Source organism: Streptomyces sp. NPDC028907 (assembly GCF_055564995.1).
In genome coordinates, this window is the sequence record NZ_JBVHVE010000002.1 from 844,612 (window position 1) to 869,324 (window position 24,713).

Annotated in this window: 22 protein-coding genes; 12 read left to right on the forward strand and 10 right to left on the reverse strand. The window is 71.2% G+C overall.

Annotated elements, in window-relative coordinates; genetic code table 11:
* Positions 1–36: 36 nt before the first annotated feature.
* From ACZ4UU_RS08375 to ACZ4UU_RS08390, 4 genes are all read right to left on the reverse strand, one after another.
* Positions 37–1,401 carry a hypothetical protein gene (locus ACZ4UU_RS08375; RefSeq protein ID WP_468037644.1) on the reverse strand — a complete coding sequence of 455 codons (1,365 nt, stop codon included), beginning with the start codon at positions 1,399–1,401 and terminating at the stop codon, positions 37–39.
* Positions 1,383–2,123, reverse strand: coding sequence for an ABC transporter ATP-binding protein (locus ACZ4UU_RS08380; RefSeq protein WP_468037646.1), 741 nt, complete (start codon positions 2,121–2,123; stop codon positions 1,383–1,385). Before ACZ4UU_RS08380 ends, ACZ4UU_RS08375 begins: the two co-directional genes overlap by 19 nt.
* A 172-nt stretch (positions 2,124–2,295) precedes the next feature.
* Complete coding sequence (locus tag ACZ4UU_RS08385; RefSeq protein ID WP_468037648.1) at positions 2,296–3,669, reverse strand: aspartate aminotransferase family protein; 1,374 nt, start codon at positions 3,667–3,669, stop codon at positions 2,296–2,298.
* A 19-nt stretch (positions 3,670–3,688) separates the two neighbouring features.
* Entirely contained in the window at positions 3,689–4,207 is a 519-nt protein-coding gene (locus ACZ4UU_RS08390) for an Lrp/AsnC family transcriptional regulator (protein WP_217215140.1), read from the reverse strand.
* Positions 4,208–4,398: 191 nt separating this feature from the next.
* Here ACZ4UU_RS08390 and ACZ4UU_RS08395 point away from each other — a divergent pair, with 191 nt between their 5' ends.
* Complete coding sequence (locus tag ACZ4UU_RS08395) at positions 4,399–5,838, forward strand: gamma-aminobutyraldehyde dehydrogenase (RefSeq protein WP_468037650.1); 1,440 nt, start codon at positions 4,399–4,401, stop codon at positions 5,836–5,838.
* Positions 5,839–5,982: 144 nt separating this feature from the next.
* On the opposite strand, the gene ACZ4UU_RS08400 is transcribed toward ACZ4UU_RS08395, so the two are convergent.
* Positions 5,983–7,329: a diacylglycerol/lipid kinase family protein gene (locus tag ACZ4UU_RS08400; RefSeq protein ID WP_468037903.1), complete on the reverse strand. Its 1,347-nt coding sequence runs from the start codon at positions 7,327–7,329 to the stop codon at positions 5,983–5,985.
* Between the two features lie 90 nt (positions 7,330–7,419).
* On the opposite strand from ACZ4UU_RS08400, the gene ACZ4UU_RS08405 reads away from it, so the two are divergent.
* Positions 7,420–7,953, forward strand: coding sequence for a hypothetical protein (locus ACZ4UU_RS08405; RefSeq protein WP_468037652.1), 534 nt, complete (start codon positions 7,420–7,422; stop codon positions 7,951–7,953).
* Here ACZ4UU_RS08405 and ACZ4UU_RS08410 read toward each other — a convergent pair.
* Positions 7,943–9,109 carry a serine hydrolase domain-containing protein gene (locus ACZ4UU_RS08410; protein WP_468037654.1) on the reverse strand — a complete coding sequence of 389 codons (1,167 nt, stop codon included), beginning with the start codon at positions 9,107–9,109 and terminating at the stop codon, positions 7,943–7,945. The genes ACZ4UU_RS08405 and ACZ4UU_RS08410 overlap by 11 nt on opposite strands.
* Before the next feature lie 275 nt (positions 9,110–9,384).
* Between ACZ4UU_RS08410 and ACZ4UU_RS08415 the strand changes: the two genes are divergently transcribed.
* Positions 9,385–11,070: a sigma-70 family RNA polymerase sigma factor gene (locus tag ACZ4UU_RS08415; RefSeq protein WP_468037656.1), complete on the forward strand. Its 1,686-nt coding sequence runs from the start codon at positions 9,385–9,387 to the stop codon at positions 11,068–11,070.
* On the opposite strand, the gene ACZ4UU_RS08420 is transcribed toward ACZ4UU_RS08415, so the two are convergent.
* On the reverse strand, positions 11,015–11,737 hold the full coding sequence (locus ACZ4UU_RS08420; protein WP_468037657.1) for a glycerophosphodiester phosphodiesterase: 723 nt from the start codon (positions 11,735–11,737) through the stop codon (positions 11,015–11,017). The genes ACZ4UU_RS08415 and ACZ4UU_RS08420 overlap by 56 nt on opposite strands.
* Positions 11,738–11,771: 34 nt before the next feature.
* Positions 11,772–12,893, reverse strand: a complete 1,122-nt coding sequence (locus tag ACZ4UU_RS08425; protein WP_468037905.1) for an adenosine deaminase — start codon at positions 12,891–12,893, stop codon at positions 11,772–11,774.
* A 129-nt stretch (positions 12,894–13,022) separates the two neighbouring features.
* On the opposite strand from ACZ4UU_RS08425, the gene ACZ4UU_RS08430 reads away from it, so the two are divergent.
* Together ACZ4UU_RS08430 and ACZ4UU_RS08435 are read left to right on the forward strand one after the other, a co-directional pair.
* Positions 13,023–13,721: a DUF4190 domain-containing protein gene (locus ACZ4UU_RS08430; protein ID WP_468037659.1), complete on the forward strand. Its 699-nt coding sequence runs from the start codon at positions 13,023–13,025 to the stop codon at positions 13,719–13,721.
* A gap of 60 nt (positions 13,722–13,781) precedes the next feature.
* Entirely contained in the window at positions 13,782–14,234 is a 453-nt protein-coding gene (locus ACZ4UU_RS08435) for a DUF4190 domain-containing protein (protein ID WP_468037661.1), read from the forward strand.
* A 64-nt stretch (positions 14,235–14,298) separates the two neighbouring features.
* Here ACZ4UU_RS08435 and ACZ4UU_RS08440 read toward each other — a convergent pair whose 3' ends face one another.
* Positions 14,299–14,868: an NADAR family protein gene (locus tag ACZ4UU_RS08440; protein WP_468037663.1), complete on the reverse strand. Its 570-nt coding sequence runs from the start codon at positions 14,866–14,868 to the stop codon at positions 14,299–14,301.
* Between the two features lie 198 nt (positions 14,869–15,066).
* On the opposite strand from ACZ4UU_RS08440, the gene ACZ4UU_RS08445 reads away from it, so the two are divergent.
* The 7 genes from ACZ4UU_RS08445 to ACZ4UU_RS08475 all read left to right on the forward strand — a co-directional run bounded on the left by ACZ4UU_RS08445 (position 15,067) and on the right by ACZ4UU_RS08475 (position 22,905).
* Complete coding sequence (locus tag ACZ4UU_RS08445; RefSeq protein WP_468037665.1) at positions 15,067–16,602, forward strand: gamma-aminobutyraldehyde dehydrogenase; 1,536 nt, start codon at positions 15,067–15,069, stop codon at positions 16,600–16,602.
* An 87-nt stretch (positions 16,603–16,689) separates the two neighbouring features.
* Positions 16,690–17,937, forward strand: coding sequence for a polyamine ABC transporter substrate-binding protein (locus tag ACZ4UU_RS08450; RefSeq protein ID WP_468037667.1), 1,248 nt, complete (start codon positions 16,690–16,692; stop codon positions 17,935–17,937).
* Entirely contained in the window at positions 17,934–19,115 is a 1,182-nt protein-coding gene (locus ACZ4UU_RS08455) for an ABC transporter ATP-binding protein (RefSeq protein WP_468037669.1), read from the forward strand. The genes ACZ4UU_RS08450 and ACZ4UU_RS08455 overlap by 4 nt, the downstream gene beginning before the upstream one ends.
* Positions 19,115–20,044 (forward strand): ABC transporter permease, encoded by a 930-nt coding sequence (locus ACZ4UU_RS08460; RefSeq protein WP_468037671.1) that lies wholly within the window; start codon positions 19,115–19,117, stop codon positions 20,042–20,044. The genes ACZ4UU_RS08455 and ACZ4UU_RS08460 overlap by 1 nt, the downstream gene beginning before the upstream one ends.
* On the forward strand, positions 20,045–20,845 hold the full coding sequence (locus ACZ4UU_RS08465; RefSeq protein ID WP_468037673.1) for an ABC transporter permease: 801 nt from the start codon (positions 20,045–20,047) through the stop codon (positions 20,843–20,845). It abuts the gene before it with no gap.
* A 47-nt stretch (positions 20,846–20,892) separates the two neighbouring features.
* Positions 20,893–22,320 (forward strand): NAD(P)/FAD-dependent oxidoreductase, encoded by a 1,428-nt coding sequence (locus tag ACZ4UU_RS08470; RefSeq protein WP_468037675.1) that lies wholly within the window; start codon positions 20,893–20,895, stop codon positions 22,318–22,320.
* 132 nt (positions 22,321–22,452) lie between these two features.
* Positions 22,453–22,905: a bifunctional DNA primase/polymerase gene (locus ACZ4UU_RS08475; protein ID WP_468037677.1), complete on the forward strand. Its 453-nt coding sequence runs from the start codon at positions 22,453–22,455 to the stop codon at positions 22,903–22,905.
* 113 nt (positions 22,906–23,018) lie between these two features.
* Here the strand turns inward: ACZ4UU_RS08475 and ACZ4UU_RS08480 are convergent, their stop codons facing one another.
* On the reverse strand, positions 23,019–24,704 hold the full coding sequence (locus ACZ4UU_RS08480; RefSeq protein WP_468037678.1) for a PucR family transcriptional regulator: 1,686 nt from the start codon (positions 24,702–24,704) through the stop codon (positions 23,019–23,021).
* Positions 24,705–24,713: the final 9 nt, after the last annotated feature.

Sequence of the window (24,713 nt, forward strand, 5' to 3'; positions counted from 1 at the left end):
AAGATTTTTTTCGTACGAGTTTTTCTCGCGTCGGCCTCAGCGTGCCAGGGGCAGTGCGGCCAGCTCGGCCACGATCAGGGTGAGCGGGCCGAAGAAGGCGAGCAGGGCGCCGGCGCGCAGGGCCGCCGCGCTGCGCAGCAGCGTGGTGGGGGCGCCGAGGCGGAGCAGGGCGGCCGTGGTGTCGGCACGGGCCTGTCTGGCCTCAACGGCGGCCGTGAGGAGGGTGGCCACGGTGCAGCCGGTGACCACGGCGGCGCCGAGGGTGCTGATCGGGCCGACGGTCGCGGCGGCCGAGGGGGCCGAGAGCGAAGCCATGGCATACGCCGCCGAGGCCACGGCGCAGACGACGCCGAGTGGGCGCCCGATACGAGTGGCCTCCGACATGAGCACACGTCCCGCCAGCAGCCGTACGGCGCCGGGGCGTACGGCCTGGAGGAGGCGGCCGCAGAAGTGGGTGAGTCCGGGGGCGGCCAGGGCCAGTCCGACAGCGGTCAGCAGCCAGCCGGCCAGCACTCCGGCAGGACCGGTGGGAAGGGCGGAGGGCAGGGCGAGGGCGCCGCTCGCCGCACGGGCGGCGTAGGCCTCCACGGCCAGGCCCGCGGCGACGATGGCGATGCCCCAGGGGAGGCCGACGGGGGGTTTGGGGGGCACGGGGAGGCGGGTTGCGTGGTCCAGGGGCTCCTGGGCGTCCTCGGTGTCGGTCTCGGCCTCGACGGGTGCGGGGGCCGTCTCGCTCGCCTGCCCCGGTGGGGTGCCGCCCTCCTTGGGGCCACCTCGCCGTCGCGCCCCGAACCGCCCGTACGCCCCGAACGTCTCCCGTGCCGCCGCACTGCCGTGCGCCCCGAAGCGGCCGTACGACCTCCCCTCGGCGCCCCGTACCGCGGAGGACCCGGGTTCCTTCGGGCGCAGGGCGAGGGCCACCGTGGTCGACGCGGTCGCCGGGACCAGGGTCAGCAGGGTCAGGGCGGCCGGCAGCGGGAGGGGCGCGTCGGCCGCCAGGAACTCCGCGGCGGCGCCGTCGAAGGGCATGCCGGTCAGGTCGCCGCGCAGATGGAGGAAGACCAGCAGGGCGAGCATCGAGCCGAGGGCGCAGGACAGGGCCGTGGTGGTGGCCGAGACCAGCATCAGGCGGGCCGGGCCGAGGCCGATCGCCGCGAGGCCGGGGCGGGGCCTGGTGCCCGGGTCGGTGCGGGCCACGGCCACCGCGAGGTGGATCGTCGCGGCGAGCGGCGGCAGGCACCAGGCCAGGCGCAGGGTCGACGCGCCGGGGTCGGCGTGGGACAGCGCGTGGCCGAGGGCGCTCAGCAGCAGGAAGCCCGTGCCCGCCGAGGCCGCCGCCACGAGCAGCCGGCGCAGCTGTACGGCGGGCTGGGCGCTTCGGGTCAGACGGAGAGCGAGCACGCCGCCCGGCCTTCCGTCGCGGTGACCGGCGGCAGGTGCACCGTGTTGACGCGCCGTCCGTCGAGAAGGGCGATGGCGCGGTCGGCGAAGGCCGCGTTCTCCACGTCGTAGGTGGTCAGGACGACGGTGATGCCGTGCGAGCGGGCCGCTGTCGTCAGGGTGCGCAGGATGTGGGCGCGGTCGGCGCGGTGCAGCGGGGCCGTCGGTTCGTCGGCGAACAGGACCGTGGGCGAGGGGGCGAGCGCCCGGGCGATGCAGACGCGCTGCCGTTCGGCCTGGACCAGCTGGTGCGGGCGCTTGCGGGCCGACTCGCCGACGTCCAGGCGGTTCAGCCACTCCAGCGCGGCTGTCTTGGCGCGCCGGCGGCTGGTGCCGCGCAGCATCAGGGGGAGGGCGGCGTTCTCCCAGACCTTCAGCTCGGGGACGAGCGTCGGGGTCGGGTCGATCCAGGTGAAGCGGTCGCGGCGGAGCCGTTCGCGGGCCAGTGCGCCCATGGTGTGCACCGGGACGCTGTTGAACCAGACCTCGCCGCGCACCGGCGGGACCAGGCCGGACAGACACCGCAGGAGAGCCGTCTTGCCGCTGCCCCGCGGGCCGGTGACGGCGAGGATCTCGCCGTCACGCACTCCGAGCGAGACCCCGCCGAGCGCGGGGGAGCCGTCGCGGTGCGTGAAGTGCAGCGCGCGTGCCCAGAGCACATCGTTGTCCGGCGGAGCCTCCATGGGCGTACACCTCGTCAGATCCGTAGTTCCCGTGCCGTTCCCCCGTGCGGGGGAACGAAGACAGGGCCGATCGGTTACCAGGCACGCTAAGGATCCGGGACCGGAACGAGGGACAGCACGCGGCGGGTGGTGCACCCTTCTCACTCCTACGGGTGCACCCCCGCCGTCGCGGCTAGAGCTTGGTCCACGCCTCCGACAGGGTCGCCCGCAGGATCTGCTCGATCTCGTCGAAGGTCTCCTGGTTGGAGATCAGCGGCGGCGCGAGCTGCACCACCGGGTCGCCGCGGTCGTCGGCACGGCAGTACAGGCCGTTGTCGTACAGGGCCTTGGAGAGGAAGCCGTAGAGGACCCGCTCGGTCTCCTCGTCGTTGAAGGACTCCTTCGTCGCCTTGTCCTTGACGAGTTCGATGCCGTAGAAGAACCCGTTGCCGCGGACGTCGCCGACGATCGGCAGGTCGTGGAGCTTCTCCAGGGTCGCGCGGAAGGCGCCCTCGTTGTCGAGGACGTGCTGGTTGAGGCCCTCGCGCTCGAACAGGTCGAGGTTGGCGAGGCCCACCGCGGCCGACACGGGGTGACCGCCGAAGGTGTAGCCGTGCAGGAAGGTGTTGTCGCCCTTGTAGAACGGCTCGGCGAGGCGGTCGGAGATGATGCAGGCGCCGATCGGGGAGTAGCCCGAGGTCATGCCCTTGGCGCAGGTGATCATGTCCGGGACGTAGCCGAACTTGTCGCAGGCGAACGTCGTGCCGAGGCGGCCGAAGGCGCAGATGACCTCGTCCGACACCAGCAGCACGTCGTACTGGTCGCAGATCTCGCGCACCCGCTGGAAGTAGCCGGGCGGGGGCGGGAAGCAGCCGCCCGCGTTCTGCACCGGCTCCAGGAAGACCGCGGCGACCGTGTCCGGGCCCTCGAAGAGGATCTGCTGCTCGATCTGGTCGGCGGCCCAGCGCCCGAAGGCCTCCGGGTCGTCGCCGTGGATGGGGGCGCGGTAGATGTTGGTGTTCGGGACCTTGTGCGCGCCCGGGACGAGCGGCTCGAAGGGGGCCTTCAGACCGGGCAGGCCCGTGATGGACAGGGCGCCCTGCGGGGTGCCGTGATACGCCACCGCGCGGGAGATCACCTTGTACTTGGTGGGCTTGCCGACCAGCTTGAAGTACTGCTTGGCGAGCTTCCAGGCGGTCTCCACCGCCTCACCGCCGCCCGTGGTGAAGAAGACCTTGTTGAGATCGCCCGGCGCCTCGTCGGCCAGCCGCTCCGCCAGCTCCACGGCCTTCGGGTGGGCGTAGGACCACACCGGGAAGAACGCCAGCTCCTGAGCCTGCTTGAACGCGGTCTCGGCCAGCTCGACCCGGCCGTGCCCGGCCTGTACCACGAACAGGCCGGCGAGCCCGTCGAGGTAGCGCTTGCCCTTGTCGTCGTAGATGTGGGTGCCCTCGCCCCGGACGATGGTCGGGACGGGGGCCTTCTCGTACGAGGACATGCGCGTGAAGTGCATCCACAAGTGGTCGTACGCGGTCCTGCTGAGGTCCTGAGGGCTGTTGCTGCTCACGGTTATCGGGTCCTCACGGTTATCGGGTTCCCCACATGTAGGTCTGCTTCTTGAGCTTGAGGTAGACGAAGCTCTCGGTGGAGCGCACTCCGGGGACGGCCCGGATGCGGCGGTTGATGACGTCCAGGAGGTGGTCGTCGTCCTCGCAGACGATCTCCACCATCAGGTCGAAGGACCCGGCGGTCATCACCACGTACTCGCATTCGGACATGGCGGTCAGTGCGTCGGCGACCGACTCCACGTCGCCCTCGACGTTGACACCGACCATCGCCTGCCTGCGGAAGCCCACGGTGAGCGGGTCCGTGACGGCGACGATCTGCATCACGCCCTGGTCGAGCAACTTCTGGACGCGCTGGCGCACGGCCGCCTCGGACAGGCCCACGGCCTTGCCGATGGCGGCGTACGGCCGGCGGCCGTCCTCCTGGAGTTGTTCGATGATGGCGAGGGAGACGGCGTCCAGCTGGGGACCGCCGCCGGTCCTGGACTCGCGGGAGTCCCTGTGCTCTGCGCTTCGACTGGCCACGACGTCACTGTGCACGACGTCTCGACAGTTCCGCAAGGCCGCAGCGATGAAATTCGTTGTTTACGAGACCGAGACTTGCGGATTTCGCAGCCTTGGCGCGATCGGGGGTGTTGAAAACGTGGCTCGGCCGACTAGGGTGGGTGTCTCAGTAACTGGACAACCAGGACTGACAGCCAGCATCAGTGAGACCTGACAGGAGGCCGGCAGTGAGCACCGAGCTGCGTCGTCTGCGCAACTACATCGACGGTGAGTTCCGGGACGCCGCCGACGGACGGACCACGGACGTGGTCAACCCCGCGACGGGCGAGGCGTACGCGACCGCGCCGCTGTCCGGGCAGGCGGACGTCGACGCCGCGATGGAGGCCGCCGCCCGGGCCTTCCCGGGCTGGCGCGACACGACCCCCGCCGAGCGGCAGAAGGCCCTGCTGAAGATCGCGGACGCGTTCGAGGACCGGGCCGAGGAGCTCATCGCGGCCGAGGTGGAGAACACGGGCAAGCCGATCGGGCTGACCCGCTCCGAGGAGATCCCGCCGATGGTGGACCAGATCCGCTTCTTCGCGGGCGCGGCGCGGATGCTGGAGGGCCGCTCGGCCGGTGAGTACATGGAGGGCCTCACCTCCATCGTCCGCCGTGAGCCGGTCGGCGTCTGCGCGCAGGTCGCGCCCTGGAACTACCCGATGATGATGGCCGTGTGGAAGTTCGCGCCGGCCATCGCGGCGGGCAACACCGTGGTGCTGAAGCCGTCGGACACCACTCCGGCCTCGACGGTTCTGATCGCCGAGATCATCGGGGCGATCCTGCCGAAGGGTGTCTTCAACGTCATCACGGGTGACCGTGACACCGGCCGCCTCATGGTCGAGCACCCCACCCCGGCGATGGCCTCCATCACCGGCTCCGTGCGCGCCGGCATGTCGGTCGCCGAGTCGGCCTCCAAGGACCTCAAGCGGGTCCACCTGGAGCTGGGCGGCAAGGCGCCGGTCGTCGTCTTCGACGACACCGACATCGCCAAGGCCGTCGAGGACATCTCCGTCGCGGGCTTCTTCAACGCCGGGCAGGACTGTACGGCCGCCACGCGCGTGCTCGTGCAGGAGGGCATCCACGACGAGTTCGTACAGGCCCTCGCGAAGGCCGCCGCCGACACCAAGACCGGCCGGCCGGACGACGAGGACGTACTGTTCGGCCCGCTCAACAACCCCAACCAGCTCAAGCAGGTCTCCGGGTTCATCGAGCGGCTGCCCGCCCATGCCAAGGTCGAGGCCGGTGGCCACCAGGTCGGTGACAAGGGGTACTTCTACGCGCCGACCGTGGTGTCCGGGCTGAAGCAGGACGACGAGATCATCCAGAAGGAGGTCTTCGGTCCGGTCATCACCGTCCAGTCGTTCTCGGACGAGGACCAGGCCGTCGAGTGGGCCAACGGCGTGGAGTACGCGCTGGCTTCGTCCGTGTGGACGAAGGACCACGGGCGTGCGATGCGGATGTCGAAGAAGCTGGACTTCGGGTGCGTGTGGATCAACACGCACATTCCGCTGGTCGCGGAGATGCCGCACGGCGGGTTCAAGAAGTCCGGGTACGGCAAGGACCTTTCGGCGTACGGCTTCGACGACTACACGCGGATCAAGCACGTCATGACTTCGTTGGACGCGTAAGGGGTCGTATTCCGGCTGCCGGGGCGTGGGGGCTGGTCGCGCCCCGCGGCGGAGCCGCATATCGGTACAGCCCCGCGCCCCTTGGGGCGTCGGCAAGCGGCTCACCCGGGCCAACCGGCCGCTGCGCATCGACGCGGGCGCTGGTCAGGGCCGCCGGTGATGCACCGCCGTCCGCCCCACCGTCGCCGCCAGCTTCCGCAGTCGGCGCCAGTCCAGGCGGGGGACGGGCTGTGGGGTGCCGGGGCGTTTGCGGGGGACACGGACACGTAGGGCGCCGGGGACGATGCGGCAGTGGACCGGGGTCGGCAGGACGAGGGCCTCGCCGTCGATGCCGGCCTCGATCTCCGGGCGGTCGGCCTCGACGACCACGTGGGGTGCGGTCAGGATGGTCAGGCCGCCCGGTGCCGGGTCGAGCAGCAGGCCGGCGGCCTCGGCCGCGTTGTCCACCCGGATGCCGAGGACGCCGAGGACCGCGGCGTCGAGGCGGTCACGGCGGCCGAGGCCGAAGGGGTCATCCGTGCGGTAGGGGTTGTTGCTGACCAGCACGGCGTGCGGGGCGTCGAGGGTCCGGTCCGCCGCGCGGGCGGTGAGTCGCGCGCCCTGCTGCCGGGTGAGCAGGTCGGGCAGTAGTTCCAGACTGGTGCCGATCTTGTCGTCCCGGTAGCCGGGGCTCTGCACGATGGCCGCGTACGCCCCGAAGGACGCGTTGTTGACGAAGGGCCGGCCGCCCGCGTAACCGAGGTCGACGCGGAGTTCCACACCGTCGGTGAGCGCGTCGAGGCAGCTGGAGGGGTCCTCGCGGTCGAGGCCGAGGTCCATGGCGAAGTGGTTGCGGGTGCCGGCGCTGATCACCAGGAACGGGAGGTCGTACGCGGCGGCGACGGCCGCGACCAGCGCCTGGGTGCCGTCGCCGCCCGCGACGCCCAGCAGGTCCGCGCCCTCGTCCACGGCCTTGCGGGCCAGGGCGGTGACGTCCTGGTGCTCGTCGGGATCGAGCAGGATGACACGGGCGCCGAGGCGCTCGGCCTTCTCCTGAAGCGCGAAGCGGACCACCTTCCCGCCGCCCGAGCGCGGGTTCATGATCAGATACGGCCGCCGCGGCGGCGGCGTCTTGCGTTCCCGCATCACCCGCACCCGCGAGCTGCCCGTGCCCCGCAACGCGTACCGGCCGCTCCACACGGCCACCGCCCACAGCGCCACGGACGCCAGCAGGGCCCAGAACAGGGTGGCCGCGAACAGGGCGACGAGCGCGGCGGGGAGGGCCACGGCGACGACGGCGGCCGCCCAGCGCAGCGGGCCGCGCAGAGTCAGCGTCCACCACACCGCGACCGCGCTGAGGCCCAGCCCCGCCGCACCGGCCACCAGCAGCAGAACCCCGCCGACACCGCCGTACGCGAGCGGCACCAGCACCGCGAGCCCCGCGGCGGCCAACGCCGCCCGCGCCGCCCACCGCTGTGCGCGGTAGGCCCGCCCGCTCAAGTCCAGGGCCATGATTCCTCCGTTCACCGCGGACATCGTAGGTCCGGTCCGAGGGCGGAGGGTCTTTTTGAACACGTTCAATCATGGGCGTAGGCTGACCCCATGAGCGACAGAGCCGCCCTGCTCAAGGGCATTCGCGTCTGGCTGGCCTTCTTCGTCGTCTGCCTGGTGCTCAGCGGCGCCACGGCCTTCCCCCTCGTCCACGAACTGCGCTGGACCGAGGACCTGTTGCGCGCCCTGTCCGTGCCGGAGCACCTCCCCGGCCTCATGGACTGGATCGAGCGGGTGCGGCGTGGTCTGGACACCGCCGATGCCGACTACCCCTTCCTGCTCTACGGCACGGACTGGCTGGCCTTCGCGCATCTCGTCATCGCCGTCGCCTTCTACGGCCCCTACCGCGACCCGGTCCGCAACATCTGGGTCGTCGAGTTCGGGATGATCGCCTGCGCCGGCATCGTCCCGCTGGCCCTGATCTGCGGGCCGATCCGCGACATCCCCTTCTGGTGGTCGGTGATCGACATGTCCTTCGGCGTCTTCGGGGTGATCCCGCTGTACGTCGTACGGAAGAAGATCAAGCGGATGGAGGCACTGACGGCACCCGCGGTGCCGCCGGCCTCCGTCGCCGTCAGCGGTTGAACGCCGGGAAGGCGAAACGCTGGGCGATGGCCAGGCCGTCGCCCCTCGCGTCCGTCGAATTGACCGAGTAGACGACGGTCCGGGACAGGTCCCGGGTGGCCGCGACAACCGTGTGGTAGCCGGGGCGGGACCCCGTCTTGCCCCAGACGGTGCGACCGTTCACCTCGATGGGCGAGAACGGCGCGCCCATCGTGGCGCCGACCGCATGCGGCACCGCGAACATCTCCTTCAGCTGCGGCTGGGGCACGATCCGCCCGCTGAACACGCCCACCAGAAGCCGCTCCAGGTCCGCGGTCGTCGAGATCATGTCGCCGGCCGCCCAGCGGTCGGACATGTTCCACTCGGTCACGTCCGTCAACTTGCCGTCGATCCAGTCGTATCCGCGGTTGTGCGGGCCGTGGACGCGAGGGTCGGGGCCGTCGGGGAACGAGGTGTGCCGCATGCCGAGCGGCCGGAAGATCCGTACGGCGGCCTGGTGGGCGTACGAGTCGCCAGTGATCTTCTCGATCAGCATGGCGAGCACGGTGTAGTGGATGTTGCCGTAGTCCTGTCGCTCACCGGGCGCGTACTCGGGGTCCGGGCCCTTGGCCACGGACGCGGCGACGACCTCGGCGGGCGTCAGGGTCTCGAACCGGTGGGGGTACATGTCCTCGGTGCTGTCGCCGAGGGACGCGCCCGGCTGCAGACCGCTGGTGAAGTTCAGCAACTGCCGCACCGTGATGGGCCGGAACTCCTCGGTGAGCAGGCCCGGCAGATACTCCTGCACCGTGCCGTCCAGGGAGATCCGCTGCTCGGCGGCGAGTTGCAGCACGACCGCCGCGGTCACCACCTTCGTCGTCGAACCGGCCCGGAAGCGGGCGTTCTCCAGCGCCGGCGCCCCCGTTCTCATGTCCCGCACACCGGCCACCCCGTGCCAGTTCCCCTTGCCGCCCACACGGATCAGCGCGGCCGTCGCGTCCTGGTCGGGGAGCCCGGCGAGCGCGGCGCACAGGGCCTTCACGTCCGGGCCGTCCGGGGTGGCGGCCTCGATCGCCCGCGCGGAGCACGACGACGGGGCCGGCGCGGGCCGCGCGGACGCCGCCCCGGCCAGCGGCAGCGCGGTCAGGGTCAGGGCGAGCGCGGAGGTGACGAGGGCGGGAAGCGGGCGTAGGGGCATCTGCTGCTCCTGAGATCGGCGGGAAGTGCGTGATCATCGTCGGGGCGAGGCGGTTGCCGCCGAATCGTCGGCGAGGAGGTGCTCGACCCTGGGGGAGCCCTGGAGCAAGTTCCGTACGGAACAAGGGTGTTGTAGGGGATCGCCCTTACGGGCCGCCGACTGCCGGAAAAGTGTTATCCCCGCTGCCTTCACCGCGTCTCCACTCCGGAAGCGGAATGTGATCTCCGATATAGCCAACGGTGCTGGTCAGGCAGGAAGGTGCGTACGGGCAGCAGATGACCTGGGAGAGGACGCACGTGGACGAGGGAGCCCGCAGGCAGTGGCGCTCCACCATCGCGGCCGCGCAGGCCGGGGACCGGCAGGCGCTGGACGAGCTGGTCGAGGGGTGGCTGCCGCTGGTCTACAACGTGGTCGGGCGGGCCCTGAACGGCCATGCCGATGTCGACGACGTCGTCCAGGAGACCATGCTGCGCGCCGTCGGCAACCTCGGCTCGCTGCGGGACCCGGACAGCTTCCGCTCCTGGCTCGTCGCCATCGCCATGCGGCAGATCCGGGACCGGGCGCGCCGCAGGCAGACCGCGCAACTGGACGAGTCGGCGGCGCGCGAGGCCACCGACTTCGCCGAACTCACCGTGCTGCGGCTCCAGTTGGAGGGACAGCGCCGCGAGGTCGCCGAGGCGGTGCGCTGGCTGGACGACGAGGACCGGCAGCTGCTGTCGCTGTGGTGGCTGGAGGTCGCGGGCGAGCTGACCCGGCGCGAACTGGCCGCCGCGGCCGGGATCAGCCGGCAGCACGCCGCCGTCCGCGTCCAGCGGGTGAAGGAACGGCTGGAGACCGCGCGCGGCATCGTCCGGGCGCTGGACGGCGCCTGCCCCGGCCTGCGCGAGGTGACCGCCCGCTTCGGCGGCCGCCCCGACTCGGTCTGGCGCAAGCGGCTGGCCCGGCACATCAGGGGCTGCGGCTACTGCGGCGACACCCGCGAGGCCGTCGTACCGGCGGAGCGCCTCCTCGTCGGCATCGCCCTCGTCCCGATCCCGGTCGGCTTCACCCTCTCCCTCGCCCTCGGCGGCAAGACGGCGGCCGCGGCGACGGCCACGGCGACCTCCGTCGGCTGGTCGGCGAAGGTGATGGCCGCGCTCACCCAGCCCGCCGTGGCGGTCACGGCCGGCGCGACGCTCGTGGCGGGCGGCGCCTACGTCGTCACCGAGACCCCGGACGCCCCGCCCCCGCGCGCGGCCGCCCCCACGGCCGCGAGCACCGCCCGGCCGCCCTCGCTCCCACCGACCGTGGCCCCGTCGGCGACCCCGTCACCATCGCCGTCACCGACCCGGAAGGCCGAGCTGTACGGCACGGTCGTGGACGCCGTCGACCGGGCCCCCGACCCGAACGCCGAGCCCGCCGTCCTGCCGCACCGCCGCGAGTCCGGCATCACCAGCACCGGCGGCCACCACGCCGTGATGAACCACCGCGGCGACACCGTCACGCTGACCGGGCAGGGCTACGTTCTCGTCCGCTGGCAGATCTCACCGCAGTACCGGGCGGGCAGCCTCGTCATGCCGACCTGGACCGGCCTGAAGGGCGAGCTGTTCCACGTGGCCTCCGGCGGCGGCCGCCGCATGGACGACCCGGTCAGCGACACCTCCGCCACCGGCATGGGCAACACGACCACCGGCTACGCCGTCCTGCCCGCCGGCACCCAGCAGATGTGGCAGAACGAGTACTTCTACCTCGACGGCAGCGTCCGCCTCACCGTCAACGAGCGGGGCGCCGACTACGGCCTCAGCGTCTTCCCGTCGGACTGGGACGCCGCGAACAAGGACATCAACCAGGGGCCGCCCGACGGCGTGCTCCGCTACGGCCTCGTCCGCGACACCGGCAAGGACGACACACCCGTCCCGCAGTACCTCACGCGCGAGACCCCCGCGGACGCGGCGACCGTGCCGCAGAAGTCCCGCGTGTAGCGAGCAGGACGTCGATGCGGTTGGTCGTGATCGAGTCGGCGCCGAGATCGAGCAGACGGCGCATGGAGCGCCGGGTGTCCGGGGTCCAGACGGACAGGAGGTAGCCGGCGCGGTGGACGCGTTCGGCGACGGCGCGGTCGACCAGGCCGAAGCGGTAGTTGAGCCAGCGCGGGCGTACCGCTTCGAGCAGGCCGGCGCGCGGCGGGGCCAGCGTCGTCCAGGTCAGGGCGATCTCGGCGGCCGGGTCGGCGGCGCGCACGGCGAGCATGGCCGGCGCGCCCGCGCAGTAGTAGACGCGGTCCTGCGCCCCGCACGCGCGGACGACGTCCACGACCCGGCGCGCGGCCCGGACATCGGGTGTGCCCGGCAGGTCGAGCATCACCCGGCTGTCGCCGCACGCCGCCAGCGCCTCCTCCAGGGTCGGCACGCCGCCCGCCGTCAGCCCCCGCACCTCGGCCGACGACAGGGCGAGCAGCGGACGGTCCTGCTCCCACAGCCGCTTCAGGGTCTCGTCGTGCAGGAGCACCGGCACGCCGTCCTTGGTGAGACGTACGTCGATCTCCACCGCGTCCGCGCCCCGTCGCAGCGCGGAGCGCAGGGAGTCGAGGGTGTTCTCGCGGACGCGGTAGGGGTCGCCGCGGTGGGCGACGGCGGTCACGTTCTGCATGGGGCCATTGTGGTGGGGGCGGGGGCCCGCGGAGTCAGGGGGCGAGCCAGTCCGCGGTGTACGTGTCGATCTCGGCCGCGATCCGGGCCTTGCCGGGGTCGTCGAGGAAGGACGCTTCGACGGCGTTCTTGGCGAGGTCGGCCAGGCCGCGCTCGTCGAGGTCGAGGAGCCGGGCGGCGACGGCGTACTCGTTGTTGAGGTCGGTGCCGAACATCGGCGGGTCGTCGGAGTTGACGGTGACGACGACCCCGGCCTTCGCGAACTCCTTGATCGGGTGCTCGTCGATCGTGCGGACCGCGCGCGTGGCGATGTTGGAGGTCGGGCACACCTCCAGCGGGATCCGGTGCTCGGCGAGGTGCGCGAGCAGCTTCGGGTCCTGGGCGGAACTGGTGCCGTGTCCGATGCGCTCGGCGCGCAGGTGGGTCAGGGCGTCCCAGACGGTCTCCGGTCCGGTGGTCTCGCCGGCGTGCGGCACGGAGTGCAGCCCGGCGGCGATGGCCCGGTCGAAGTACGGCTTGAACTGGGGCCTCGGTACGCCGATCTCGGGCCCGCCGAGTCCGAACGACACCAGGCCCTCCGGGCGTAGCCGGTCGTCCGTGGCGAGCCGTACGGTCTCCTCCGCCGACTCCAGTCCGGCCTCGCCCGGGATGTCGAAGCACCAGCGCAGCACGGTCCCGAACTCGGCCTCGGCCGCCTTGCGGGCGTCCTCGATCGCCGCCATGAAGGCCCCGGCCTCGATGCCGCGGCGGGTGGAGGAGAACGGGGTGATGGTCAACTCGGCGTAGCGGACCTGCTGGCGGGCCAGGTCGCGGGCCACCTCGTAGGTGAGCAGCCGTACGTCCTCCGGGGTGCGGATCAGATCCACGACGGACAGGTACACGTCGATGAAGTGGGCGAAGTCCGTGAACGTGAAGTAGTCGACCAGGGCCTCGGCATCCGTGGGGACCTTGGAGTCGGGGTGGCGGGCCGCCAGGGCCGAGACGATACGGGGGGAGGCGGAGCCGACGTGGTGCACGTGCAGTTCGGCCTTGGGCAGTCCGGCGATGAAGGCGTGCAGATCGCGCGGGACGCTGGCGTCGACGAGATGGTCGGTCAAGGTTCCTCCCCGGGAACGGCGTCCCGTGGCCGGCTGTGTGAGCGGCGGGACGCGGGTGATCGGCTGATCGCATGCGGTGCCATCGTATGCAGCGGGGACGAGAGCGGGTGCCGACGGTCGGACACCGGCCGCCGGAAGGCGGGTGGGGGGCCGTAGCATGGCGGCACGAACCACCAGGGGGGACATGACATGACGGACGCAGCGCTGCCCGGCGGGGAGGCCGGGGGAGGCCACGACCCGTGGGCGCCGCCCGAGAGCCGGCCGTCGCTGGACAAGAACCGGCCGTCGCCGGACAAGAACCCGGCGCCCGACGACGCGCCGCGGCCGCCGTCCGTCCACGACCAGGCCACGGTCACGTCGATGCCGTCCGACGGTTTCGCCGCGCCCGACGCCACGGCCCCGACCGGCCCCGCCCCCGGTTACGGCTACCCCCCGCCCGGTGCCGCCGTCCCGCCCCCGCCCATCGCGCCCACCGGCCCCGGCGCCCCGGGCGGCTACGGCTTCCCCGGCTACCCCCCGGGCTACGGCTGGCCCGGCATGCCGATGCCGCCGCAGAACGGCATGGGCGTCGCGGCCCTGGTGCTCGGCATCCTGTCCTGCTGCCTCTTCTGTCTGTACGGCGTGGTCTCCATCGTCCTCGGCATCCTCGCCGTGATCTTCGGCGTCCAGGGACGCCGCAAGGCCGAGCGCGGCGAGGCCGACAACCGCGGACAGGCGCAGGCCGGTCTGATCACGGGCATCATCGGCATCGTCCTCGGCGTCCTCATGATCGTCCTGGTCATCATCGGCATCACGGCCGCCGTCAACTCGGAGGACTACGACGACGACTACTACGGCGCCTCCCCGGTGCCGGTGTCGGCGCCGGTGTCCGTCGCGGCGGTCCGCTGAATCCCTGGCATGAACAGGGCGATTACGATGCCCTGACTGTCAACGAGGGGAGAGCAGTTCATGTCCGACGCCAATCCCGGACCCGGTGGCTTCGGGCCGCCGCCGTCGCAGCCGCCGCAACAGCCCGCCGGGGGATACGCCTACCCGCCGTCGGCCCCGCAGCCCGGCCCGGGGTACGGCTATCCGCCCGCCGGCCCCTCCTACCCGGGCACCTACCCGCAGGCGCCCGGCTATGCCATGCCGATGCAGCCGAGCAACGGCATGGGCACCACCGGACTGGTCCTGGGCATCATCGGCGTGGTGTGCAGCCTGACCTTCTTCCTGTGGTTCTTCGGCGTCATCCTCGGAATCCTCGGGATCATCTTCGGCGCGATCGGCCGGGGCAAGGCCAACCGGGGCGAGGCCACCAACAAGGGCGCGGCGACCGCCGGTCTTGTCTGCGGGATCGTGGCCACCGTGATCCTCCCGGTGCTGGGCTTCGCCATCTTCGCGAGTGTCATGGGCGTCCTGTGAGGTCCCGGACCCTGTGAGGTCCCGGACCCGGTGAGGTGCAGGGGCCGGCCGTAGCGTCGGCCCCTCAAGCGCCGGTCGGCTCACCCCGCAGCCGCTCCCGCGCCTCCATCAACGCGAACCCCAGCAGGTTCGGCCCCCGCCACCGCTCCGGATCCGCCGCCCCCTCGTCCCCCGCGGCCAGCCCGATGCCCCAGACCCGGTCCACCGGACTGGCCTCCACCAGCACCCGGTCCCCGGTCCCCAGCAGAAATCCCCGCAGCCCCGCATCCGCCGCGAACTTGTGGACCGACCCCTCGACGACGATCCGGAACCGCTCCCGCTCCCATGTCGCCTCGTCGAACCCCCGCACCAGCCGCCCGGCCTTCTTCGCCTCGGACGGATGCCCGGCCGCCAGCGCCCGCCGCTCCGCCTCCGCGTCCCCGAACAGCCGTGCCTTCTCGGCCATCATCCAGTGCTCGGCGGTCGCGTACGACACGCCGTCCACCGTGAACGGCGCGGCCCACCACTGGCTCAGGCAACTCGCGCTCAGCTGCCCGTCCGCTCGTGGTCGGTGCCCCCAGAAGTGCAGATACCTGACTCTCGTCCCCGCACGGACCTCCTGGATCAGGACATCCCAAGAATCGATCTTCGCCATGTCCCCGAGTCTGACAGGCACCACCGACAATCCGTCCCGCGTTTTCCAGGCCAACTCGACACCTGGTCGACAGATTCCGTTGCGTAACCAAAAGGCAACAACGGAATCACTTGTTGGAGCCTTCCTGCTCTGCCAGGATCGGCACTCAAATCGAGCCTGAGCCACGCCGGCCCCATCTCGGGGCACGGAGGGAGCGACATGCACAACCCGGGCACCGCCACCCCGGAACGATTCCCGGCCCAGGACCGCTTCGCGGACGGCGCGCAGTACATCGCGGGCCGCCTCGTGAAGGGGACCTCGGGGCGCACCCACGCCGTCGTCGACCCTGCCACCGGCGAGGAGGTGTACACGTACGACCTGGCCGGCACCGAGGACGTCGACGCCGCGGTCGCCGCCGCGCGAGAGGCGTTCCCCGGCTGGGCCGGCGCCACCCCGGGCGAGCGCTCCGACGCGATGCACCGCTTCGCCGCCGTGCTCGCCGAGCGCGCCGAGGAATTCGCCCGGGCCGAGTCCCTGCAGTGCGGGAAGCCGCTGAAGCTGACGCGTGAGTTCGACGTTCCCGGGACCATCGACAACATCGCCTTCTTCGCGGGCGCCGCCCGGCATCTCCAGGGCCAGTCCGCGGGGGAGTACTCCGGCGACCACACCTCGTACGTGCGCCGCGAGCCCATCGGTGTCGTCGGTTCCATCGCCCCATGGAACTACCCCCTCCAGATGGCCGCCTGGAAGGTCCTCCCGGCCATCGCCGCGGGCAACACCATCGTGCTCAAGCCCGCCGAGCTCACCCCGCTCACCTCGCTTCTCTTCGCCCAGGCCGCCACCGACGCCGGCATCCCGGACGGGGTCGTCAACATCGTCACCGGGACCGGCAGGGAGGCCGGTGAGCACCTCGTCGGGCATCCCGACGTCGCCATGACCTCCTTCACCGGCTCCACCGCCGTCGGCAGGCGCGTCGCCGAGATCGCCACCGCCACCGTCAAGCGGATCCATCTGGAACTCGGCGGCAAGGCGCCCTTCGTCGTCTTCGACGACGCCGACCTGGAGGCCGCCGCCCACGGTGCCGTCGCGGGCGCGCTCATCAACACCGGGCAGGACTGCACGGCCGCCACGCGCGCGTATGTGCAGCGCCCCCTGTACGAGGCGTTCGTCGAGCGGACCGCCGCGCTCATGGAGAGCGTCCGGCTCGGTGATCCGTTCGCGCCGGGTACCGATCTCGGACCGCTGATCTCGCACGTCCAGCGCGACCGGGTCGCCGGATTCGTCGACCGTGCGCGGGCCTACGCGCGTGTGGTCACCGGCGGTGAGGCGCCGCAGGGCGAACTCAGGAACGGCGCGTACTACCGGCCCACCCTCGTCGCCGACGCGGCCCAGGACAGCGAGATCGTCCAGTCCGAGATCTTCGGGCCGGTCCTGGCCGTCCTGCCGTTCGACGGCGACGACGAGGGGATCCGGCTCGCCAACGACACGCCGTACGGGCTCGCGGCCTCCGCGTGGAGCCGCGACGTGTACCGGGCGAACCGCGCCACCCGCGAGATCAAGGCCGGGTGCGTGTGGGTCAACGACCACATCCCGATCATCAGCGAGATGCCGCACGGCGGCTACAAGGCGTCCGGCTTCGGCAAGGACATGTCGGCGTACTCGTTCGATGAGTACACCCAGATCAAGCACGTCATGTTCGACAACACCGCGGTCGCCAGGAAGGACTGGCACCGCACCGTCTTCGGGGACCGCTAGCCAGACCAGACGACAGGGGGAGCCCGCCCGCCCGACCAGCCGCCCGGCCTCCCCTCCCTCCCGATCTCCCGAAAGGTCACCACGCGCATGGAGCAGTACGAGCCCGACCGCCTCTCCCCGGCCCAAGTGGCCGCCATGCGGCGCAGCCTGCGAGGCGGCCGGGCCGCCATGACCCGCCGTTCCCTGCTGCGTGCCTCCACGGGCGGCGCGCTCGCGCTGGGCGGACTGGGCACGCTCAGCGCCTGCGGGATCCCCGCGGCCGGAAACACCCAGGGCGGTGTCTCCGCGGAGGACCACTCGGCGAAGGAGAAGGTCGTGAACTTCTCCAACTGGACCGAGTACATCGACGTGGACGACAGCGAGAAGCACCATCCCACGCTCGACCAGTTCAAGAAGCGGACCGGTATCTCGGTCAAGTACACCGAGGACATCAACGACAACGTCGAGTTCTTCGGCAAGATCAAGCCGCAGCTCGCGGCGGGGCAGGACACCGGCCGGGACATCATCGTCCTCACCGACTGGCTCGCGGCCCGCCTGATCCGCCTCGGCTGGGTCCAGAAGCTGGACCCCTCCAACCTCCCGCACGCCTACGCCAACCTCTCGGCGCAGTTCCGCGACCCGGACTGGGACCCCGGCCGTGCCTACTCCTATGTCTGGCAGGGCATCTCGACCGTCATCGCCTACAACAAGAAGGCGCTGGACGGCGTCGAGGTGAAGTCGCTCTCCGACCTGCTCGACAACCCCAGGCTCAAGGGGCGCGTCGGCTTCCTGTCGGAGATGCGGGACAGCATCGGCATGACCCTGCTCGACATGGGCAAGGACCCGGCGGACTTCACCACCGACGACTTCGACGCGGCGGTCGCCCGCATCCAGAAGGCCGTCGACAAGGGCCAGATCCGCCGTTTCACCGGCAACGACTACACCTCCGACCTGACCAGCGGCGACTTCGCGGCCTGCATAGCCTGGGCCGGTGACGTGGTCCAGCTGAAGGCGGACAGCCCGGACATCGACTTCCTGATCCCGGACAGCGGGTACATCACGTCGACCGACAACCTGCTGATCCCCAACAAGGCCCGCCACAAGACGAACGCCGAGCGGCTCATCGACTTCTACTACGAGCCGAAGCCGGCCGCCGAACTCGCCGCGTACATCAACTACGTGACGCCCGTCGACGGCGTGAAGGCCGAGCTGGAGAAGATCGACCCGGATGCGGCGAACAACCCGCTGATCATCCCCGACAAGGCGATGGCCGAGAAGTCCCACCCCTTCCGCTCGCTGAGCTCGAAGGAAGAGACCGAGTTCGAACAGAAGTTCGCGAAGCTGACAGGGGCGTGATCACCGTGACGACGAACAAGACCGACCACGGCGGCGACGTCCGCCTCTCCGGCATAGCCAAGACCTACGGCTCCTTCACCGCCGTACACCCGCTCGACCTGACCGTCCCCCAGGGCTCCTTCTTCGCCCTGCTCGGCGCCTCCGGCTGCGGCAAGACCACCACGCTGCGCATGATCGCCGGCCTGGAGGAACCCTCCTCCGGCACCGTCCACCTCGGCGACCAGGACGTCACCGCCCTGCCGCCGTACAAGCGGCCCGTGAACACGGTCTTCCAGTCCTACGCCCTCTTCCCGCACCTCGACATCTTCGAGAACGTCGCCTTCGGTCTGCGCCGGCGCGGCATCAAGTCGGTGAAGAAGCAGGTCGGGGACATGCTCGACCTCGTACAGCTCGGCGAGCAGGCCCGCAAGAAACCGCACCAGCTGTCGGGCGGCCAGCAGCAGCGCGTGGCCGTGGCCCGGGCTCTGATCAACCACCCCAAGGTGCTCCTCCTCGACGAGCCCCTCGGCGCCCTCGACCTCAAGCTGCGCCGCCAGATGCAGCTGGAGCTCAAGCGCATCCAGACCGAGGTCGGCATCACCTTCGTCCATGTCACGCACGACCAGGAGGAGGCCATGACGATGGCCGACACGGTCGCCGTGATGAACGCGGGCCGCGTCGAGCAACTCGGTTCGCCCACCGACCTGTACGAGAACCCGCGCACGACCTTCGTCGCCAACTTCCTCGGCACCTCCAACCTCATCGAGGCCGAGGTCGACTCCAGGAGCGGCGATGACATCGTGCTGAGGGCGGGCGGCGGCAAGCTCGTCCTGCCCGAGTCGCGCTGCTCAGCGGCCACGACGACCGGCGGCAAGGTGCTGGTCGGGGTGCGCCCGGAGAAGATCTCCCTCACTCACGCCGACGACGCGGGTGAGATCCCCGAGGGCCGCAACCGCATCACCGGCAAGATCACCAACGGCAGTTTCATCGGCGTCTCCACGCAGTACGTCGTCGACAGCGCCGTCTGCCCGGACTTCGAGGTCTACGTCCAGAACGTCGACCGCGACACCCGCCTGGTCCCCGGCGCCGACGTCGTCCTGCACTGGAGCCCGGCCCACACCTTCGGCCTCGACGCCGCCCAGTCCCTGCTTGCTGGGACAACGGGCTCCGCCGGGGTCGAGGAAGGTGCGGCCGCCTGATGTCGACGCTCACCGAGGCGCCACCGCCTCTGACCCCGACGGCCCCCGAGAAGAAGCCCCCGCGGAGGCGCGGCCGTCTCGTCCCGTACTGGCTGCTGCTCCCCGGCATCCTCTGGCTGCTGGTGTTCTTCGCGCTGCCGATGATCTACCAGGCCTCCACGTCCGTGCAGACGGGCTCCCTGGAGGAGGGCTACAAGGTCACCTGGCACTTCGCGACGTACTGGGACGCGCTGTCCGAGTACTACCCCCAGTTCCTGCGCTCGGTGCTCTACGCCGGCTCGGCGACCGTCCTGTGCCTGGTCCTCGGCTACCCGCTCGCCTACCTCATCGCCTTCCGCGCGGGCCGCTGGAAGAACCTGATCATGATCCTGGTGATCGCGCCGTTCTTCACCAGCTTCCTGATCCGCACCCTCGCCTGGAAGACGATCCTCGCGGACGGCGGCCCCGTCGTCGGCGCCCTCAACACGCTGCACGTCCTGGACGTCACAAGCTGGCTCGGCATGACCGACGGCGACCGCGTGCTGGCCACGCCGCTCGCGGTGGTGTGCGGTCTGACGTACAACTTCCTGCCGTTCATGGTCCTGCCGCTCTACACCTCGCTGGAACGCATCGACCCCCGGCTGCACGAGGCGGCGAACGACCTGTACGCCAAGCCGATCACCACCTTCCGCAAGGTCACCTTCCCTCTGTCGATGCCCGGCGTCGTCTCCGGCACCCTGCTGACCTTCATCCCGGCGGCCGGTGACTACGTCAACGCCGACCTGCTCGGCTCCACGGACACCCGCATGGTCGGCAACGTCATCCAGACGCAGTTCCTGCGCATCCTGGACTATCCGACGGCCGCGGCGCTCTCCTTCATCCTCATGGCCGCCATCCTCGTCATGGTGACCGTCTACATCCGCAAGTCCGGCACGGAGGATCTGGTTTAAATGACCTTCGTCAACTGGCTCAAGCGCCATCTCGTCGTCATCGCGGGACTGCTGACTCTCGCTTATCTCCTGCTGCCGAACGTCGTCGTCACGGTTTTCTCCTTCAACAATCCGAAGGGGCGCTTCAACTACGAATGGCAGGAGTTCTCCACGGCGGCCTGGCAGGACCCGTGCGGCGTGGCCGGCCTGTGCGGATCGCTGTCCCTCAGCCTCCAGATCGCGTTCTGGGCGACGCTCGGCGCCACCGTCCTCGGCACGATGATCGCCTTCGCGCTGGTCCGCTACCGCTTCCGCGCGCGGGGCGCCGTGAACTCGCTGATCTTCCTGCCGATGGCGATGCCCGAGGTCGTCATGGCGGCCTCGCTGCTCACCCTGTTCCTCAACATGGGCGCCCAGCTCGGCTTCTGGACGATCCTCATCGCCCACATCATGTTCTGCCTGAGCTTCGTCGTGACGGCGGTGAAGGCGCGCGTGATGTCGATGGACCCGCGTCTTGAGCAGGCCGCGCAGGACCTGTACGCCGGCCCGGTCCAGACGTTCGTGCGGGTCACCCTGCCGATCGCGGCCCCCGGAATCGCGGCGGGCGCGCTGCTCGCCTTCGCGCTCTCCTTCGACGATTTCATCATCACCAATTTCAACGCGGGCTCCACCGTCACCTTCCCGATGTTCGTCTGGGGATCGGCCCAGCGCGGAACGCCCGTTCAGATCAATGTCATCGGTACGGCCATGTTCGTCGTCGCCGTACTGTTCGTCCTGGCCTCCATGGTCATCAGCAATCGCCGTACCAAGCAAAAGGCGTAAGACAAAGGCGTAAAGCCAAAGGGAAACCCCCGTAGGGAGTTGAAATCATGGCCCCGAGCGCCATGAGTCGTGGCAACAGCTGGACGAGATCCCTTTCCGACGCCCAGCCGGTCGTGTACTGGCTGGACGACCCCGGCAGGCCCCACCCCGAACCCGCCCTCACCAGCGCCGAGACCTGCGATCTGCTGGTCGTCGGCGGGGGCTACAGCGGACTGTGGAGCGCGCTCATCGCCAAGGAGCGCGACCCGCAGCGGGATGTCGTGCTGCTCGAAGGCCGCGAGGTGGGCTGGGCCGCCTCCGGCCGCAACGGCGGCTTCTGCGCCGCCTCCCTCACCCACGGCCTGCCCAACGGGCTCGCGCGCTGGCCGGGCGAGATCCACAAGCTTCAGGAGCTGGGCGCCCGCAACCTCGACGAGATCGAGAAGGCGGTCGCCCGCTACTCGCTGGACTGCGACTTCGAACGCACCGGCGAGATCGACGTCGCCACCGAGACGTACCAGGCGTGGGAACTGCGCGACTGGTACGAGGAGTTGCGGGACAAGGGCCTCGCCGACGGCGTCGAGTTCCTGGACGCCGACGCGGTCCGGGCCCAGGTCGACTCACCGACCTTCCAGGCCGGCCTCCACGACCGCCGGGGCGTCGCCATGGTCAACCCCGCCAAGCTGGCGTGGGGCCTGAAGCAGGCGTGCCTCGACCTGGGCGTCCGCATCTACGAGCACACCCCCGCCCTCACCCTGAAGCCGTACGGCGCCGGCATGGCCGTACGCACCCCCTACGGCCAGGTCCGCGCCCGCCAGGTCGCGCTCGGCACCAACATCTTCCCCAACCTGGTCAGGCGCGTCCGCGCCTACACCGTCCCGGTCTACGACTACGCCCTGATGACCGAGCCGCTCAGCGCGGAGCAGCTGTCCTCGATCGGCTGGAAGAACCGCCAGGGCCTCGGCGACTCGGCGAACCAGTTCCACTACTTCCGGCTCTCTGCCGACAACCGCATCCTGTGGGGCGGCTACGACGCGATCTACCCGTACGGCGGCCGGGTCCGCGCCGAGTACGACGACCGGCCGGAGACGTACGCCAAGCTCGCCGGGCACTTCTTCACCTGCTTCCCGCAGCTGGAGGGCGTCCGCTTCACCCACGCGTGGGGCGGCGCGATCGACACCTGCTCGCGTTTCTCGGCGTTCTTCGGCACGGCCCACCAGGGCAAGGTGGCGTACGCGGCCGGCTTCACGGGCCTCGGCGTGGGCGCCACGCGCTTCGGCGCCGACGTGATGCTGGACCTCCTGGCGGGGGAGCGCACGGAGCGCACCCAGCTGGAGATGGTCCGCAAGAAGCCGCTGCCCTTCCCTCCGGAACCGTTCGCCTGGACGGGCATCGCGCTCACCAAGTGGTCGCTGGCCCGCGCCGACGCGCACGGAGGGCGGCGCAATCTGTGGCTGAAGGCGATGGACCGGCTGGGCCTGGGTTTCGACAGCTGACCACGGCACGGCTCTGCATGTGACCCAGATCACCGCGAACTGGCGGCGAAAACCCGCGTAATGCATGCCGGGTGACCTCCCTCTCCCTCGTGACGCGATCGGCGTCCACGAAAGAAAAGGGAGGTCACCGTCATGACAGGGGCGAAGACGGCGGTCGAGTGGCTGGCATCCGCCGCACCGGATCCCGAGGCCTGTCGCTGGGAGTGGGAGCGCAACCCTCTAGGGGTGGCGCTGCTGCCGGCCGGCAAGGCCTGGGACGTACTCATCCTGCCGGGCGAGCTCGGCTATCCGACCCTCGACGTCCTCACCCGCATCCTCGACCAACCGGGCCCGGTCCTGGTCGACTTCGGCGACTCGCGCATGGGCTTCTTCGTGCCGCCCGGCACGGCTGCCCGCTGGCTCGGCACCGGCATCCGTACGGCAGGAGCCGGCACCTGGATCGTCGTCCCCTACCCGGGCCGCTCCATCGGCGCCGTCCGCTGGCTGGTCCCCCCGGACGGCACGGGCACCCTCACGGACCCGTCACTGCTCGAACTGGCCATGCACGAGGCGGCGGCCGAGCTGGCCGCGGGAGAGGAGCGCTAGCCCCGAGAACTCCTGTGGGCCCTGAACCCCCGACCGGACCGGTACGGCGGCCGGGAGTCCCAGCGGACGTTCGACGGCTGCTTCGGCCGGCGGCCGGGCGGAATCCGGGTCGGCTACTCCGACGACGTCGCCTTCAACGCCAGCCACAGCTCCATCCGCACATCCGCGTCATCGAGCGACCGGCCCAGGATCTCCTCCACCCGCCGCATCCGGTACCGCAGCGTGTGCCGGTGCACGCCCAGGTCCGCGGCCGCCGCGTCCCACTGCCCGTGCCGTGACAGCCACGCCCGCAGGGAGGCCACCAGGTCGCCGCGGCCCGTCGCGTCGTGCTCGTGCAGCGCGCGCAGCAGCCCGTCCGCGAACGCCTTCACCGCGTCGTCCGCGAGCAACGGCAGCACGGACCCTGCCGCCAACTGCTCGTGCTCCACGCACACCCGCCCGCGCCGCCGCGCCACCGACAGCGCCTGCTCGGCCTGCTTGTAGGCCGCCGCGGCTGCGATGGGCCCGGCCGGGGCCGACAGGCCGATGACCAGTTCCTCGTCGTCGGCACCCGGCTGCTCGGGTACGGCATCCGAACGCGCCGCCTCCAACGCCGCCGCGTACTGCGTGCACGCCGTCACCGCCGCGCCCCCGTCCGTCGCGAGCACCACCAGCCGCGCCGTCTCCCCCTCGCCCTCCGGTACGACCAGCACCGCCTCCCCGGCCCGGGCCGCCGCGGACTCCACGAGCTCGGTGAGCGCGCCCAGCGGATCGCCGTTCGTGCCGGTGGCGGCGACCAGCGCGGCGGCGGAGGTCGCGGCGGCCTTGGGGAGCGCCTCGCGCGCCGCGGTGTCGACGACCCGCGCCGCCGACACCGACGCCGCCTCGGTGACGATGACACGGAAGGGGGCGTCCAGGAGCCCGCCGTAGAGGTCTCCGGCCACGGCGCGTGCGTGATCCGGCTCGCCCGCGAGCAGCATGCGCAGCACCGCCGCGCCCACCCGCTGCTCGGCCGCCTGCAAGGACCGGGACCGCTCGGTGGTCAGGGTCAGCAGTGCGATGGCCGAGTGGACGGCGTACCGCTCCGCCGTGCCGAGTGCGGACGCCGTGCCCACGGCCAGCGCGGCGCGGGCGCGGCGGCCGGTGCCCAGGCTGTGCAGCTCGACCCGGTCCTCGTTCTCCGGGCCGCCGACCACGGACGACGCCGGCGCGGGCCGCTCCCGCAGCCGCTCCACGTCCGCCGTGAGCCGGGCCGCCCGCCGCCCCGCCCACTCCGGCGCCGTCGCGACCACGGCACCGGAGGCGTCGTACAGCGCCGCCCAGCCGTCCACCTGCGAGGCCAGCGCGGCCAGCAGCCCTTCCGGGCCGTCGGTCAGCGCCTGCTTGGTCAGCTCCCGTTGCGCCGCGAACCCGGCCGTCACCGCCCGGTACTGATCCGCCGCGATGGCCGCCGACACGGCCTTGCTGATCGCGAGGAACGGCGTACGGCGCGGCACCTCCAGCAGCGGCAGGCCCTCCGCGTCCGCCGCCTCGACCAGCGCCTTGGGGATCTCCTCGTAGTTGACGCCGACCGCGAAGCCGAGCCCGACCACCCCCGCCCCGGCCAGCCGCCGCACATAGCGCCGCATCGCGTCCGGGTTCTCCGCGTCCAGCTTGAGAGCGGTGATCAGCAGCAGCTCCCCGCCCTCCATGTAGGGGACCGGGTCGGCGAGCTCGCTGACATGCGCCCAGCGCACGGGCACGTCCAGGCGGTCCTCGCCCGCTCGCACGGTCAGCTTCAGCGCGGAGTGATGGACGAGCGAGGCGAGCGTGGGTGGCATGGGACCTTC